Annotated in this window: 13 protein-coding genes and 2 pseudogenes; 10 read left to right on the top strand and 5 right to left on the bottom strand. The window is 58.8% G+C overall.

The window, feature by feature from the left end:
* Positions 1 to 30: 30 nt before the first annotated feature.
* Positions 31 to 276 carry a hypothetical protein gene (locus tag G6P99_RS38105; protein ID WP_156929077.1) on the bottom strand — a complete coding sequence of 82 codons (246 nt, stop codon included), beginning with the start codon at positions 274 to 276 and terminating at the stop codon, positions 31 to 33.
* A gap of 327 nt (positions 277 to 603) precedes the next feature.
* Here G6P99_RS38105 and G6P99_RS38100 point away from each other — a divergent pair, with 327 nt between their 5' ends.
* The 9 genes and pseudogenes from G6P99_RS38100 to G6P99_RS38060 all read left to right on the top strand — a co-directional run bounded on the left by G6P99_RS38100 (position 604) and on the right by G6P99_RS38060 (position 7,341).
* Entirely contained in the window at positions 604 to 999 is a 396-nt protein-coding gene (locus G6P99_RS38100; RefSeq protein WP_156929076.1) for a hypothetical protein, read from the top strand.
* A 269-nt stretch (positions 1,000 to 1,268) separates the two neighbouring features.
* The gene (locus G6P99_RS38095) at positions 1,269 to 2,279 is read left to right on the top strand and encodes a hypothetical protein (RefSeq protein WP_029084990.1); all 1,011 of its coding nucleotides are present in this window, start codon (positions 1,269 to 1,271) and stop codon (positions 2,277 to 2,279) included.
* 39 nt (positions 2,280 to 2,318) lie between these two features.
* Positions 2,319 to 2,621 carry a hypothetical protein gene (locus G6P99_RS38090; RefSeq protein WP_029084989.1) on the top strand — a complete coding sequence of 101 codons (303 nt, stop codon included), beginning with the start codon at positions 2,319 to 2,321 and terminating at the stop codon, positions 2,619 to 2,621.
* Positions 2,622 to 2,802: 181 nt separating this feature from the next.
* On the top strand, positions 2,803 to 3,225 hold the full coding sequence (locus G6P99_RS38085) for a hypothetical protein (protein WP_029084988.1): 423 nt from the start codon (positions 2,803 to 2,805) through the stop codon (positions 3,223 to 3,225).
* Between the two features lie 362 nt (positions 3,226 to 3,587).
* Positions 3,588 to 3,773, top strand: a complete 186-nt coding sequence (locus tag G6P99_RS38080; protein WP_165125853.1) for a hypothetical protein — start codon at positions 3,588 to 3,590, stop codon at positions 3,771 to 3,773.
* A gap of 187 nt (positions 3,774 to 3,960) precedes the next feature.
* Positions 3,961 to 4,239: a hypothetical protein gene (locus tag G6P99_RS38075; protein ID WP_029084985.1), complete on the top strand. Its 279-nt coding sequence runs from the start codon at positions 3,961 to 3,963 to the stop codon at positions 4,237 to 4,239.
* Positions 4,240 to 4,390: 151 nt separating this feature from the next.
* A pseudogene (locus tag G6P99_RS38070) lies at positions 4,391 to 5,529 on the top strand (DUF927 domain-containing protein).
* 158 nt (positions 5,530 to 5,687) lie between these two features.
* Positions 5,688 to 6,131, top strand: a complete 444-nt coding sequence (locus tag G6P99_RS38065) for a hypothetical protein (RefSeq protein WP_334261871.1) — start codon at positions 5,688 to 5,690, stop codon at positions 6,129 to 6,131.
* 982 nt (positions 6,132 to 7,113) lie between these two features.
* Positions 7,114 to 7,341: a hypothetical protein gene (locus G6P99_RS38060; RefSeq protein ID WP_029084570.1), complete on the top strand. Its 228-nt coding sequence runs from the start codon at positions 7,114 to 7,116 to the stop codon at positions 7,339 to 7,341.
* Positions 7,342 to 7,785: 444 nt separating this feature from the next.
* On the opposite strand, the gene G6P99_RS38055 is transcribed toward G6P99_RS38060, so the two are convergent.
* The 4 genes and pseudogenes from G6P99_RS38055 to G6P99_RS38040 all read right to left on the bottom strand — a co-directional run bounded on the left by G6P99_RS38055 (position 7,786) and on the right by G6P99_RS38040 (position 11,105).
* A complete protein-coding gene (locus tag G6P99_RS38055; protein WP_165123002.1) occupies positions 7,786 to 7,932 on the bottom strand; it encodes a hypothetical protein in 147 nt (48 codons plus the stop codon).
* A gap of 1,369 nt (positions 7,933 to 9,301) precedes the next feature.
* Complete coding sequence (locus tag G6P99_RS38050) at positions 9,302 to 9,628, bottom strand: hypothetical protein (protein WP_156928992.1); 327 nt, start codon at positions 9,626 to 9,628, stop codon at positions 9,302 to 9,304.
* Complete coding sequence (locus tag G6P99_RS38045; RefSeq protein ID WP_165125850.1) at positions 9,625 to 9,906, bottom strand: helix-turn-helix domain-containing protein; 282 nt, start codon at positions 9,904 to 9,906, stop codon at positions 9,625 to 9,627. The genes G6P99_RS38050 and G6P99_RS38045 overlap by 4 nt, the downstream gene beginning before the upstream one ends.
* Positions 9,907 to 9,998: 92 nt before the next feature.
* A pseudogene (locus tag G6P99_RS38040) lies at positions 9,999 to 11,105 on the bottom strand (IS630 family transposase).
* A gap of 611 nt (positions 11,106 to 11,716) precedes the next feature.
* Here G6P99_RS38040 and G6P99_RS38035 point away from each other — a divergent pair.
* Positions 11,717 to 16,231 carry a hypothetical protein gene (locus G6P99_RS38035; protein WP_165125847.1) on the top strand — a complete coding sequence of 1,505 codons (4,515 nt, stop codon included), beginning with the start codon at positions 11,717 to 11,719 and terminating at the stop codon, positions 16,229 to 16,231.
* Positions 16,232 to 16,270 lie beyond the last annotated feature (39 nt).

Raw genomic sequence — 16,270 nt, 5'->3', positions numbered from 1 at the left:
GCCACATCAAGCGGACTAAAAAAAGCACTCTCACGAATAGGACGGGCTAGCTTGCCCGCGCTTAAATCCCACCAGAAATTCCCGGTGCTCCGCAGGCATTTTTCCCGCCACCTCGGCAACCAGATGTTCCCGCGCCTTAAGCAGGTCCTCCAAGGCAACCGGCTCGGCGGGCAACCCTCCACTGACTGGCTCGCTTTTCGAAACCGCTATTGCTGCCGCGCGGCGGAAGATGATTTCGCGGTTATCCAACTCGCCGAATGGTCCCATCGCAATCACGGCCGACTCGTACCAAGAGGCTCTCGCTTTCTTGGCCCAACTCTTTAAGAGCGAGGATGCGGACTTCGGCGGACACCGAGATCGTGTGCTTGTCTTCGATAGACCCGGCGTGCTTCCAAAGCTTTCGCAGGGCGCGCAGAACCTTATACCTGTGGCGTTTGACAGGGAGGTTGAGCGATACGACATTCGGCGAGCCTTCGCCCTTGTCGACCAGAATCTGGAATTTCGCTCGAAGATAAGGCCAGTCTTGAGTTAGCGTATATCGATGCCTTGTCTCCTGGTTTGGGCTCTCGCGAGAAATCCTGCATTCCGAACCTGGAAAAGTATATGGAGGCCCATCCGGAGCTTTTCATTCAGGGCATCGTTTGGACCTATAAGCGGAAAGACGATGGCGAAGATCCACCGGAGTGGAAAGTTGCGCCGGAAAATGCCAAACATCTCGCCGAACGTGGATACAAGTTGCTGGATGCGCTTCAGGTTACGCCGGGACATAATGATCTCGGCGAGCTGAAAACAGATTTTCTCGCTAAGTGGGTCAAGACTGTCCGAGAGACCTGTTCGCAACTAGCTCGCGCGGAAATTGCCCACATCTGTCTTGGCAAGTTGCTAGCCCATGCTCCTGCTGACGACGAAGGCATCTGGCCATGTGAACCGGTGCGAGACGTTATGGAGGATTATCCAATCCGAGAAAATCTCGCAGGGCGTGTGCACTGGTCTTTATAACTTACGGGGAGTCCACGGGAAGGGCGAGGGAGGACAAGAGCGGCAGCTGGCTGAACAAAATCGGAGATGGGGTCAGGCGCTGCAGTTCTCACATCCGTTTGTTTCTGGCTCGCTCCTTATGAATATGGTGAAGACCTGTGAGTACGAGGCCAATCAAGAGGATACCGAAGCTCAAATCAGGCGACGGCTGCGGTAGTTGAAGGGAATCGTCCGGCAGAACGGGAGTTCCAGTCCGTGATATTTTAGGAAATGCGACTCGGAGGGCATTAATGTTTGAGGACCTTATTAAGACCCTGAAGGGATTAGATGGGACGAAGATTTCCGTTCCGGTCTCTTCCGAGGGCGATGTTGACGGCTATTGGGACCGGCAATGCCCGGCCACAGAGTGCGAATTTCTTTTCAAGGTACATGAGAACGATTGGCGCGACATCGTTCGAGATGAAGCTGTATGGTGCCCATTCTGCGGTCGCGAGGCTGCGTCCGACTCGTGGTGGACACATGAGCAGATCGAAAAGGCGAAGGAAGCCGCTTTCGCGGAAGTCAAGCACCGCGTCAATTCCGCGATGGTTCGGGACGCTAAGCGGTTCAATCGAAAGCAGCCGCGCCGCTCTTTCATATCCATGTCGTTGCAAGTCGACGCGAAGCCAAAAGAAATTGTGCTTCCTGCTGCCGCGACAGACCCTATGCAGCTGAAGATCAAGTGTCCCCAGTATTCCTGCCGATATGCAGTGATTGGGTCCGCGTACTTCTGCCCCGCTTGCGGACACAATGCCGCCGACCTCGTCTTTACTCAATCTCTCGGCACGATACGTGCCACCCTCGACAATCTTTCTGCCATTGCCGCTAGTTTACCCGATCGTGATAGTGCAGAAAATACCCTCCGCATGCTTACCGAGGATTCACTGCAGCGCCTGGTGACCGCATTTCAGAGATTTGCGGAAGCCCTGTACGATAAGAAGCCAGGACAGCCCAAGTTGCGGCGCAATGTTTTCCAGAATTTGGAAGAAGGCAGCCGCCATTGGCAGAGCACGTTCGGAAACGGATATGACGTTTACTTGAGTCCAGAAGAGCTGGCGAAGCTGAACCGAGGGTTCCAGCAGCGTCACTTGCTCGCGCATCGCGAAGGCCTCGTGGATGCCGACTATGTCGCCAAGACGCGCGATACAAATTATCGAGAAGGCCAACGACTTGTGATCCGTGAAGCTGCCGTGCGTGAATGCTTGGCTTTGGTTGAAAAGCTCGGCGCGGGTCTCACGAGCGACGTCGCCACGGCCCCATAACTTTTGGGAGCTCGAGTGCCGGGACGAATAGGTGAAACCATGAAGCTGCTCTGGCAAAATGACCAGCCTTTGATCAAGAGCGCTGTCGCTCTTCCGCGTATGTCCGATCCAGGACCACGCAGACGAAGGGAACAGCCCGATGTGCTCGGCAAGCTCGACGGACGCTCGGCCCTGCGGACGATGCAACGGCTCAGGGAGATCAAGATTGACGTGCTGGTGGATTGCGCGCGGTGTGCCCCTCTGCACCAGCACTTTGTCTATGACTGCCGCAACGCTGCGTGCGTGAAAGAGTCAATCCACCGTGAATGCTACCACTGCAACGGGAACGGCATCGTCAACTGACAACAGTCCCGCCGGACAGCGGAACACACAGCCGATTATGGATCGTCCCTTTTGAGGCGGTGGCCTCGTGATTGTTTCTGCTTCTGGCTCGCACTCAACTTCGTCTGCCGGGCCTGCGCCTTCTCCGCGAGGGTTAGGCCGAGCGATTGTAAAGGGCGGGAAGGGGACAGCTGCCCGCACCATGGGATTGCTTGGTGGAATATTCAGCTATGGCGTCAAGGAAGGCTACCGCCCCGACAATCCCATCAACGGCGTTGTTCGACCCAAGGATGGAAACCGCAAATGGCGTCTCGACGAAGCAGGGTATCGTCGGTTGGGCAAGTGCCTGGCCGTCGCGGAGACGAACGGTCATCACTGGCAGCGTGTCATGGCGAGCAGTGTTGCAGCTCTGACCGGCTGCCGGCTAGATGAAATCGAAGGACTGCTAAAGACCGAGGTGGATAGCACCGGCATGGCCTTGCGTCTCGGGAACTCCAAGGAAGGCGAGAGCATCCGGCCGGTTGGCGCGGCGGTCATCAAAATTCTGACTGCCGCAGCTGCCAAATCGAGATCGAGATACGTCTTTCCGCCATCACGAACCACAAGAAGCATCACACGGGTCTGACGCGCTGGTTGCAGAAGGTATCAGCGGCGGAAGTGCATGGGATTACGTGCCACGGCCTCCGGCACTCCTTCAGTTCTACAGCAGAGGATCTAGGCTTCACCATCCCGACGATCAAGGGAATGGTGGGACACGCGGGGACAAGCGTAACCGAGGGCTACATTCACAAGATTGATTCGGCGATGTTGGCAGCCGCAGACAAGATTGCGCGCCATATCGACGGTACCATGACTGGGAGAAAACCGAAGGCCGTTCAGCAAAGAAGGGCCTGATCAGGAATCGGCGCGGCTAGGGTCGCTCCCAAAAAGCTGGTCCGCACCAGCCTGCCGCGTCGTCCATATGCGGAAGCACGAGCGGAAGTGCAGATGGCGGACTTTGTCCCGAAGGGGTTCTACGCGCTCGAAAGGGCCGTGTTGCTGATAGCGCGGGAATTGGACGAGCGCCTGTGGGATCACGCCGAGATGACCCTCGCAGAGATAAACGCCTATGAGAGGCTGGGGAAAGCACACACTACAAGGATCTTCGGGAAGCCCTCGAGGGGATCGAGCTAACTCTTCGCGACGGCAATACCGGCGAACTGCCCGACGACTCGATTGAACAGCGCTTCAATGCTTATCAGGAAAGCCAAAAATTAATTCGAGCGGCGCTGAATGCCGGTGAATTGCGGTCGTTCTGCAATTTGCCGAGACCGGACGGCGATACGACCAACCTGCCGAGGCTTGGGCGCAGGAAAACGCCATGAGCTGGTTCGACGATGGACTGGTTTTTGTGCCAACAGGAAAGACGCGCCGCATTCCGTTTGGTCCGTACATCCCCGGCCTGGCTGATGATGTCAATTTTCTTGAGGAGCCGGATGGCTTTTGGGCCGCCCTGTTGATCGACGCCGGCTCGTTCTCTGACTGGTATTACTCTGGCGCCGGACCGATGCCAATATTGAAGCTAGGGAGCGCGACAAGGGCGGTCGCCCACTCGAGTATGATTGGGATGCGGTCAAGGAATATGCCCTTGGCTTGGTGAGGCAACACGGTCTACCGGGTCGCACGAATAAGCGTTTGCCGAGCAAGAGTCAGCTCGGCGAGGCCGTTATGAACGAGTGGGCCAGGAAGGGCGTCGATTCGGCTGAGCCAACCGTTCGCCGCTACATCACGGCTTGGCTAACCATGACGAAATGGATAAGCCGGTGGTCCTGGTGGCCGGTCACTTCGATGTGCTGGCCGAAACGCGCGATCCGGATGGCACCAGTTGGGGCGTGTTGTTGCACTGGAAAGACCATGACGGACGCGACCATAAATTCGCACTGCCCCGTGCCACCTTGGCCGGAGACGGCTCAGAAGCCCGCCGCATCCTCATGGAGGGAGGCTTTTTCATCTCGCCAAGCCAGACGGCACGTAACCTGTTCAACTCTTTCCTCCTGCAGGTAAAGTCGCCTGACCGAGCTCGTGCTACCCAGCGCGTCGGCTGGCACGGCAATTCGTTCGTCATGCCGGACGATTGCTTCGGGGCCGATCAGCGTGACCTCTTGCTTTTGCAGAGTGCATCGGCGCACGAGAATGCTTTTCGGCAGACGGGGACCTTGGAGAGCTGGCAGCAGAGCGTGGTAACAGCCGTCTGGTTTTAACTCTGTCAGCGGCATTCGCCGGTCCCCTGGTTGGCCCCTGCGCGGTTGAAGGAGGTGGCATCCACTTCAAGGGCGCATCGTCTACCGGCAAGAGCACGGCGCTGCACGTTGCTGGCAGCGTCTGGGGCGGCGGCGGTACGAACGGCTATATCAGATCTTGGCGCTCGACGGCGAACGGGCTCGAGGGCGTCTCAATGGCGCATTGCGACACGTTGCTTTGCTTGGACGAGCTTTCCCAGCTGGCGCCAAAAGACGCTGGCGAGGCGGCCTACATGCTCGCCAATGGCTCGGGCAAGTCGCGCAGCACGCGCGACGGCTCGGCCCGGAGAGCAGCTAAGTGGCGTGTCCTGTTCCTATCGTCGGGGGAGATCGGGCTCTCCGATAAGGTCGCTGAGGATGGACGCGGTAAGCGGTTAGCAGCCGGTCAGCAGATCAGAATCGTGGATGTGGCGGCCGATGCCGGCGCCGGCATGGGCATGTTCGAACAGCTGCACGAATTCGGTTCGGCTGATGCGCTTGCGGTCCATCTAAAGACTGCAACGCAACAGCATTACGGCGTCGCATCGCGACAGTACCTCGGCGCAATCGTTCCCGAGATCGACGAAATTCGAAGGACCGTCAAGGATGTAGTGAAAAGCTCTGTGACACCTACGTGCCACCCGGAGCTGACGGGCAGGTCGGTCGTGTAGCGCAGCGCTTTGGGCTCATTGCAGCTGGTGGCGAGAGAGCAACCCTGTACGAGATACTGCCGTGGGCGCGAGGAGATGCCGTAAAGGCGGCGGCTTTGTGCTTCGAACAGTGGCTGTCGGGTCGTGGCGGACACGAAGCTGCCGAGACGGCCGCGGGCATGGAACAGGTCAGGTCGTTACTGCTGAAAGACGGCATGTCTCGCTTCATCCCCGCCTGGGAAGAGAATGCACCGAAGGGAATGCAGGCCCGTGACGTTGCGGGCTTTCGCGAACAGATGGGCGATGGCTTGGACTTCTACGTGACCCGCGTCATTCTCCGGCCGTTCGATCGGCGGGAAGCCTTGTCCCTCAGTGCCGCAGCCAAGCTCGCTGGCCGATCGCACTCCACGTTGCGGAACTGGTGCGAAGAGCACGGCATCGGAAGGCGGATAGCGGGGGGCAATTGGGCTGTTTCCCGTGTCGCTCTTCAGATGCTCCTCGACGGAGAGGCCGAAGCGCTGTTCGAGTACCACATGGGGAATCGTGACCATCCGCTGGTTGCTGTATATTTCGAGCGGGCCGGCCTCAAATGTCTAATCTCGCCAAATCGGGTACTGTCCTAGGCCCTCGCACAGGCGAATTAAGATTGTGACGCCTCAACCGTTGGGCGCCGCCTACTCAGCCCGGGGCTCGGGCGAGGTAATTAATTTCGCCAAGGGCGTGTCTGGCTGATTTAGGATGGCAAAAAAAGTGAGCGGACATGATTAAGACCGCAATGGGATGGCTGGAATTACCGCACTGGCTCATCATCGCGGGAGCCGCGCTGATGGTGGCGGCCTGTTTGGCCTTGTGTGATCAGCCGCCGACAACGGACAAAGGCCTAGGACGTCGGCATCGAATGTCACCAAAGCAAATACGAAGAGACCGCTGACGTTGGACAGCGGTCTCCCGGCCCGGATTGAAGATTCCTTGGAGGCAAAATCCTACCCCGGGGTCTGCGCTTATCAAGCGCCAGCGCGGGGCCGTTGTGGAGTCGAAATGCTGGTTGCACTCAAGGGAACAAGTGTGACGTTGCGAGAGCGACACACACCCAGTGCGTTCGTCACGGCTTCCGGCCCTGCATAAGCCTCACCACGGCCGACGCCACCAACGCAAAAACGACGACAATGGCAAGCGCTTCAACGGACCATGTGCTCAAAACCTCCAACATCGGGCTGAGTCTCTCATCTGGCCAGGCCGCCCTTCCGTCAATTTAACCCATCAAAACGACCTGCCCTCTGCGACAAATCGCATCGAGTCGAGCGCCTAACTTTCAGAAATCGGGCTTAGTGCGGCAAGCGGCGTGGCCGGCGCAGTGCACGTTACGCCTAACTGGCAGGACATTGGGGGCCGCGCGCCATTTTCAGAAAACTGGAGATCGTGAGCAGCCTGCTCCCAGCGCGTCTCAAAAGCCCAAGCGTGAAAGAAGGACGCCACCGCTTCAGGTTGGAAGAAGACCATCCAGATAACCACCATGGTTACAAGGCCGAGGTTCCTCCGCAGGAACGGAACCAAATAAGGTATTGCCGCTTTTGCTATTTGGATTGTTTTCTGGAGAGGATGCGAATGAGCTACTTCGATAAGCTTCGTAAGGGATCGAGGCTGCACCGCACTACAATCGTCGATGATCGTACATTCTCAATCCAGCCCGCCGGTAATGGTTCGAACGACCTAGGTGCTTTCCAGCGCGTGGCTCAAGACACTGTCCACCACGAAGGCGAAGACGGATATCGGATACCGCTTAAAAATCTTACAGGCTCAATCTACGATCTCCTGGTCATTAAGCGAGATTGACGACTGATGTTCCGAATTCGCTTCGACAGCTAACCAGCGCCCCCAGCGCCGGACGTTAGTCACAGCGCCAGGGATCGCTACTCCCAGGGGCTGAGGAGCGACTGCGAGCTGGAACGCCGACTCTTGCCGTATCAATTCGTTCCTACGAACAACGATCAGCGAGCTACCCCCTCCGAGGTACGAAACGATTGCGCGCCTGCGCAGTATTCTACTCGTCAGGATTTTGCGCTTTACATCCTGGGGCTAGAGCCAACGCTGCCCGTGTGTATTTTAAACGGGCAGCGTTGAGCCCGAATTCTGGGATTTGTATGACATCTCGGCGCACCTCAAATGCACCGCCTGCAGCAAGGTCGGCTGGGTCGACACGCGTCTCGATGGGGTGAAGTGATCAATTTCGCCAAAGGCTTCTCTGGCTAGACAAGGCCCACTCCAAAGAAAGAAGTCTCAGATCATGGCGCCGTACCAAATCACGAGCGCGAAGATCACCAGCAAGACGATGGTGATGATCTGTTCACCGACGGGTATCGGTTGTTTGTCCATGACCCGCGCCGAATCGAAACGGCCTTTAAAGCAAAGCTTGATCGATTGCATCCACGATTACTGAACCAACTCAGCTGTCATTTGAATACGGCGACGACGTCGATGATGACGAAGAGGCCGCCAACTGAGGCGCCCTTACTAATGGGCGGCTTTTGGTACCGGGCCTTCTCCGTTTGACTTGCTCAATCAGAGGCCGGATTAGATGTTTAAAAGCAAGGCCGAGACATGTGATCAGCACCAAGATCGGCCAGTATGCCAAAATCGCAAGAGCGGCCAACCATGCCGGGCTGCGCTGCTCCCGCCAAAAATACACCGACGCTGCGGTGATGTGGGCCGCGACTATTGCGGCCCAGATGGCTAGCGCGACGTTGGCCGCCTCACCGAGTGTCACCGCTTCCCACGCGGCTTCAATCGGCCTTGAAGGCGCGTTTTCGCTTGTCATAGTTTGCGCGGCCTTCCCACATTGCCCGCTGGTAAGCCCCACGGAGTCAGCTCGAAAAGGCTAACGAGGGCTGACGGTACTGCATCAGCAGTGGATCGGGACCCTACCCACTCTGGGGGGCCGTACTTTTTGATGGCGACAGAAATCCCTGTATGGCTTAAGCCCGCAAAGCCACCCTTTGATCTCGTCCGATTCCATCGGGTCTTCAAGCGCGCCCACTGAATGATGAGGCAACGCGGCGGCATTCGGGCATCCGGCGCACTTCGGAAACTGAAGGGCACACCAATTGTCTCCGGGGCATTTCGATAGATGCCTAAAGCAATTGGCCCAAGCGGGCTCGGATATGCGCATACGTCACCGCATTTAACGGCGGGAGCACAACACTCTCAGTCACCGGCGACGGCCGAACCGGAGCCCGGTGATAGAAAACATCATTAACTAGTTTTGGGTGAGAACCTTTGCGGTGGATCAAACCCAGACCACTGAGGGTTAAAATAGGCTGGCAACCACCAATTCCCCGAGCGGGAAGACCTCCTATGCATGGTTAAACGTCCGTTCACCCGAGCCGGCATGGGGTGGTTCGCAAAATCAACAGAATGAACAATCTTCGGATGATGATCTTTGACCGCAAAAGCCGCGGACCTCGCATAGACCAGTAAAGCGGCAGTCTCTTAGGCTCGCAGCACGTTAGATGCATGCGAGGATAAGAATGCGCAGCAAGTTTCTTCGAATGATCGGCTTAGCGACGGTCACTGCTTCGCCGTTACTTCTGTTGGCGTCCTTGGCTTTGGCCGCCGGCACCGTCCCTGGCTTCAGTCTCACCCCGCAATTCGACCTGACCGGCAAGGCTGCGCCTGGCTGTCGGCTCTTCGTGATCCAGGCCGGCACAGTCGCGACGCCTCAGAACGCCTATTCAGACTCGGGTCTGACGCAACTCCTACCGAACCCGTTGACGTGCGACGCAGCGGCTCGCTTGCCTCAGTGGTTATTGCTGATGGCGCCATAAAACTCAGATTGACGGATCGCGGCTGCTCGCGGTGCTTGGAAACCAGCCCTTCCAGTCCCATCAGGTAGACGTAGCGGAACAGGTCGGGGCCGATCTCGCCCTGCTCGAAGTCGCTGGAAGATCCCGTCGACGCGACGCGCTAACAGCCGCACCAGGTTGATCTTGGGCATCGATAGCGACAGTTTGCGATGATCCTCGCCGCCTTTCGCCAGGATATCGAAGGCGTAGAACTGCATCTCGTCATGTACTTGCGGGACTGATATGCCGTCGACGCCGAGCACGGCCTCGCCGTCAATCACGAAGGACGTGTTCCGGTTTCGCAGCGCGGCGTCCCCGATCGCGGCTCCCAAAGCCCTCCCAGCCGATGCTCGGCAAAGCGCCGACGCCACTTGCCGACCGTGTCCGGATCAATGCCCAGGCGGGTCGCCACGACCTTGCTCTGCTCGCCTACGGCACAGGCCAGGATGATCCGAGCCCGCAGCGCCAACGCCTGAGCCGTGCTTCGGCGCGACGCCAGCGACGTCAACTCAGCGCGTTCCACCTCATCGAGCCCCAGCGAGGCAAACCGTCGACCCATGACCAATCCTCCCCCAAATCAGGAGAGTCCGCCATGATCGAGCCGATTTGGAGTCTGCCGAACTTATGATTCAGGACACTAGTCACGTGAATCTAAAGTTCGCCACATAATGTCTGTTGGGCTTTGTGGCAGAAGCGTTTGACGGAAGCCAAAATCTGGTCTGCGGACTTGGTCCATTTGAAGGGCTTCGGGTTTTGGTTGTGCAGGTCGATGAAGGTCCGGATGTCGGCCTCGAGCTGCCTGACGGAGGTGTGAACACCTCGCTGGATTTGCTTTCTGGTGAGTTCAGCGAACCAGCGCTACTGATTGATCCACGACGCGGAAGTCGGCGTAAAATGGACATGATAGTGAGGCCGGCGGGTGAGCCACGCTTTGATCTTGGGTGTCTTGTGGGTGGCGTAGTTATCCATAACGATATGGACATCGAGGCCTTCAGGAACTTGAGCATCGATCTCTTTTAAAAACTTCAAGAACTCGACTGCTCGGTGGCGCTTGTAGCATTTGCCGATGACGAACCCTGAGGCGACATCGAGCGCGGCAAACAGCGAGGTCGTACCATGCCGCACATAGCTGTGCGTACGACGTTCCGGCACGCCAGGCATCATCGGCAAGACCGGTTGCTCGCGATCAAGCGCCTGGATCTGGCTTTTCTCATCGATGCTGAGGACAAGGGCTCGGTTCGGTGGGGACAGGTAAAGGCCGACGATATCGCGCACCTTGTCGCCGAACAGTGGATCGCTCGACAACTTGAATGTCTGGCTACGGTGCGGCTGCAAGCCGAACGCCGACCACATTCGGCGGATCGTGGTGTGGGAAAAGCCAGTCTCCGCAGCCATCGAGCGGATCGACCAGTGCGTCGCGTCGGCTGGCGTAGTACGCAGCGTTCGCTCGATCACGGCTGCAACCTGATCGTCGTTGATGGTGCGAGGGCGGCCAGGGCGGGCCTCGTCGAGCAGGCCATCACAGCGATCCTTCAAAAACCGGCGGCGCCACTTGCCAACGGTGTGCTCGTGGATGCCGAGTTCGGCAGCCACGGACTTGCTTGGCAACCCGTCCGCACACCGCAGGATCGCGCGGCATCGCTCAGATAGCGACCGGGCAATACGATGACGACGAACTTGTCTCTCCAAGTACGTCCGCTCCTGCGCACTCAGCACCAACGGCTCGATCGGCCGGCCTCTCACACCCGCATTCGCCACAAGCGCTCTCCTCTATCGAGAGAGATTCGAGCTATCATATAATGTGACGAACTTGCGTTCCAGATGACTAGGAAGAGAGCCGCTTAAGTGAGTTTCCGGATGTCAGTCGGGCCCATTTGTCCAAGAAGCGAGCCCACTCGATTGACTGGGGCGCGGAATTCGTCTGTGGCGGCGCATGGCCTCTTTGGCGATGGCTGAGACCCAGCGCTCTCAAGGAATGTGAGACGAAGTCTGACACGCAACAGGGATTCCCGTTGGACAGGCTTGCTCCTTTTGCATTTTAGTATGCCGTCAACAAGAGGCAGGTCACCCGCCTTGTCGAAGTCAGATCAATCGCAGCATTTCGAATCCCGCGACAATTCGGCGCGACGTCGGAAGGATATTGTCTCCGTGCATCAGGTCATGCGGCCTCGCAACGTCATAGCCATGGCGAAGGAAGACGCAAAACGGTTTGAGGGATCACACAAATGGCGGCAACAATTGGAAACTTGACGCTCGATGGGCGATTCGCCGATTGGTCGCTGAATGACATTGTCGAGAGACCGGGAAACACTGTCGCCAATTATCAGGTCTATGGCGCGCTCGTTGACGATGCGACCGGCAAGAACTATGTGGTCGGCATCAACGCGGCTGTCGCGACCGATCCGGTCATCGCCGCTAATACCTCGATCTATCTCAATACGGATCAAAATGCTGCAACCGGATATTTGGTTTTCGGCAGTGCAATAGGGGCTGAATATGAGGTGAAGTTCCTGCTCGACGCGAATACCGTGCTTCAACCCTACCTGTACTCGCGCACATCTGCCGGCACAGAAACCCTGCTCAACAAGGGCGCGCCGCTCAATTTCGGCGTTTCCAGCGATGGCGAAAGCGTCGAAGTCGCGATCCCGCAGGCGCTGCTGACGCCGACCGGCGGTCCCGCACCCACCTCGATCAACTTTGCCGCGTTGATCAATAACGGAGAGGTGGCTCTGCCCGGCGATTTCACCAACCCGCAATACGTCATCACCGATCCATCGACGCTGGTCCCGGTGGATCACACCATCAAGAAGGTCGGCATCGTTTTTTCCGCGACCACCGCCGCGCTGTATTTCGGCGGCTCGGCGGCTGGTCAAACCGCTTATGCCGATCTGTTCATGGCGGCGCAGCATCAGGCGGCGGCTGCCGGGGTCTCCTATGACCTCCTGACCGAGGCCGACCTCACCAATGTTGCCAAGCTCTCGCAATACAGTGCGCTGATCTTCCCGGACATGGAGAATGTCCAGTCGAGCCAGGTCGCCTCGATCGTGAGTGCCTTGAGCCATGTGGTGTACGGCTATCACGTGCCGATCATTACGGCGGGCAATTTCCTGACCAACGATGAGATCGGGGCGCCGCTGCCGGGCAATTCCTACGCCAACATGCAGGCGCTGCTGGACGTGACGCTGGGCGGGTTCGGTACGGCAACCTATTCGGTAACGGCAGATCCCGCGGCGCTTGCCAATCACAATCCGATCATGGCCGGCTACGCGGCCGGCGAACTCATCGGCGGCGCCAGCGGTCAGTTCGCTGGGACGCCGGCGGGCTACTACACCAACACGGGATACCAGACCTTCTCCGGCGTCACGCAGCCGGCCACGACGCTCGCGGATATCAACGTTCAGGGCGGAGCCTCTGTCGCCGGCGTAGTGCAGACGACCACCGGCGGCACCAACACCTTGTTCGCGACCACCGGCCTGCTCGGCGACAGCAATCTGCTGCAGCACGCCATCCAGAATGCGGTGTTCGGCACCACGCCGAGCCTGTCGCTAGATACCTCCCGCATGGCCGGCATCGTCGCCTCGCGCACTGATCTGGACCAGTCGCAATTCCGGTCCGACGTCTCGCCGGAAGGCGGCCAAGCCGGTATCTACGACCTTCTGATCCCGATCCTGCAGCAGTGGAAACAGCAATATAGTTTTGTCGGCACCTACTACGCCAACATCGGCGACAACGCCAATCCGAACAACGAGAACTTCACCAACTGGGCGGTTTCCGCACCCTACTATCGGTCGATCGTCGCGATGGGCAGCGAGATCGGCAATCACTCCTATACCCACCTCATCAATCCACCGGTCTCCACCTGGAACGAGAACACCAACACGCTCTACGTCACGCCGCCAGCCAACGGTTCGGCGCCCAACTGGACCTTCAATTACGAGTTCGGACAATCGAAGACGATCTTGCAGCAGCAGATCGGCGTCGCGATCGCCGGTGCGGCCGTGCCCGGCGCCGCCGAGACCGTGAGTACGTCCCAGCAGATCATGCAGTACTACCAGAGCGTGGCGGGCGGGCTCACCGGCTACGTCACCGGCGGCTGGACCGGGGCAGGGGCCGGCTATCCCAACGCCTTTGGCTATATTGATCCGACCAATACCGGTTCGGTCTATATCGCGCCCAACATCACCTTCGACTTCACTGAAATCCAGTTTCAGAACAAGACACCCGAGCAGGCGCTGGCCGACTGGCAGGCGCTGTTTAATCAGCTATCGGCCAATTCCCAGGCGCCGATCATCGTATGGCCGTGGCACGACTATGGCGCTACCAATTGGGATACCAACGGCGCCGGCGGTGATCCGGGTTATACGACCCAGATGTTCACGGACTTCATCGCCTACGCCTACAATGCGGGCTATGAGTTCGTGACCATGGAGACGCTCGCCGCCCGCATCGCCGCGCAGCAGAAGGCGACGATTTCCGAAACCACCAATGGCAACGTCATTACCGCGACGATTACGCCGGATCCGACGGCGCCGGACCTTGGCGGGATGGCCTTGAACGTCACCAACGCCGCCGGTCAGGTCATTCAGAACGCCGGCAACTGGTACGCCTACGACAGCGACAGCATCTTTCTGCCGTACGGCGGCGGGACTTTCAAAGTCACCCTCGGCGCGACGCAGGACGATGTCACGCATATCGAGGCGCTGCCGATGCGCGCCGACCTCCTGTCTGTGACCGGCGACGGAGCGAACCTGGCCTTCTCGATGACAGGCGACGGCGTGGTCGACATTCACGTCAAGACGCCGGGCGCGAATATCGTCTCGATCCAGGGCGCACCGCTCGCCACGCTCAACGGAGCCGATCTGTCGCTGGTATTCAATGACGGGCTACTGGCGGTCTCTACGAGTTCACCGCAGGGTGTGCAGGTTCAGCATAATGTCACGGTCTCGGACGGTGCGGCCGCTGTCGCGTCGAGCGGCAACGACATCTTCTTTGGTGGCTCGGCCAACGACATCATCAACGGTGGAGGTGGCAACGACGTCCTCAACGGCGGTGGCGCTACAAATACCGCAGTCTATTCCGGCATCGTGAACAATTACAGTTATACGCAGAATGCAGACGGCAGCGTTACCGTGGCCGACCTGCGTGCAGGTGCGCCCGACGGCACGGATACCGATATCAACATCCAGAACTTCCGGTTTGGCGACGGCCTTGTGCTGACTCAGGCCCAGTTGGCGTTTTCCGTTGTCATGGGAACACCGGGCAACGACGTCTTGACCGGCTCCGCCATTGCTAACTCAGGCCAGATCATCCTCGGGCTGGCAGGCAACGACACGCTGACGGCGGGCATCGGCGGCAACACCATCCTGGACGGCGCCGATGGCAATGACACGCTTCGCGACGCAGGTACAGCCGCTGCGGCAAGCCTCGTCGATACCATGAGCGGCGGAGCCGGCGACGACACCTACGTCGTGACAAGGGCGAATGATGTTATTGTCGAGCAAACCAATGCCGGTACGGACACGGTTCGCACCAACCTTAGAAACTATGTGTTGCCCAACAATGCGGAGAACCTCGTCTACACGGCCAGCGCCGGCATCACCGCCACCGGTAACGCGCTGGGCAACACGTTCAGCGGCTTTGACGGCACAAGCATTCTCAACGGCGGCGACGGCACCGATACCGCCTTGTTCACCGGCCAGTTCGCGCAGTACAGGGTCGCCGCAAATCCGGACGGCAGCCTCAGCCTGACCGATACGAGGGCAGGTTCGCCGGACGGCACCACGACCTTCAGCAATTTCGAGTTGTTCCAATTCAACGGCGGGCTCGTCCTGACGGCCGCGCAACTCGGTGGCAGCACGGGGATTCCACCGACGGCGGTCAACGGAACCACCGGCAATGACGCGCTGACGAGCTCGATGACGGGCGCGATCATTTCGGGGCTTGGAGGTGCTGACACCCTGACAGCCGGCGCGGCTAACCAGACGCTGGACGGCGGCGCTGGGGCGGACATTCTGAATGACAACGGCCAGAGCGGGATCAAGCTGCTCGGCGCCGCGGGTAACGATACCTTCATCGTGAGCAACCCTGGCACCATCATCGCAGAGTCCGCCAACAACGGCACGGACACCGTGCAGACGACGCTATCGACCTACCAGTTGCCAGCCAACGTCGAGAGGCTGGTCTATACCGGCAGCGAAAGTTTCACCGCGACGGCAACAGTGGCCGGCGAACAGATCACCGGCGGAGCGGGCGCCGATTCATTGGGCGATGCCGGTCTCGCCAATGTGGTCCTCAGGGGCGGCGGCGGCGCAGACACCTTCACCGTCACCAGTTCTTCGACCACCGTGAACGAGACGGCGGGCAGCACGAACGCGACCGTGATGACCACGCTCGCCAGCTACACATTGCCGGGCAACGTGCAGAATCTGACTCACTTCGGAACCGGTAACTTCACCGGCAATGGCAACGGTCTGGCGAACACCATCACAGGCGGCATCGGCAATGACACGCTCTTCGGCAATGGAGGCAAAGACCACCTGGAGGGCGGAGTGGGGAACGACAGGCTCTCCGGCGGCGACGGCGCCGATACGTTCGTGTTCAATCATGCCGGCTTCGGCAAGGACGTGATCACCGATTTCACGGCCAATATGACCAACGCCAACCACGATTTTCTGGAGCTATCGTCGTCCATGTTCGCCGCCGGTACGACCGAGACCGCGCTTGTCAATGGGGCGGCCCTCAACGCCGCGGGTGGGCCGGTTACTGTGGTGCAACAAGGCAGCAATGTGCTGATCACGCTGGATCCAACAGACACGATTACGCTGAATAATGTGACGTTGTCGATGCTCAAGGCCAGCGCCACCGCTGACATCCATTTCGTTTGATAGCTGACCAGCGGGAGAGAGGAGCAGCCGAGTAATTGC

It is taken from the genome of Bradyrhizobium sp. 6(2017), from assembly GCF_011058295.2.
Taxonomy (GTDB): domain Bacteria; phylum Pseudomonadota; class Alphaproteobacteria; order Rhizobiales; family Xanthobacteraceae; genus Bradyrhizobium; species Bradyrhizobium septentrionale.
The sequence above is the reverse complement of the archived record's forward strand: the minus strand, read 5'-3'. Positions and strand labels throughout refer to the sequence as shown.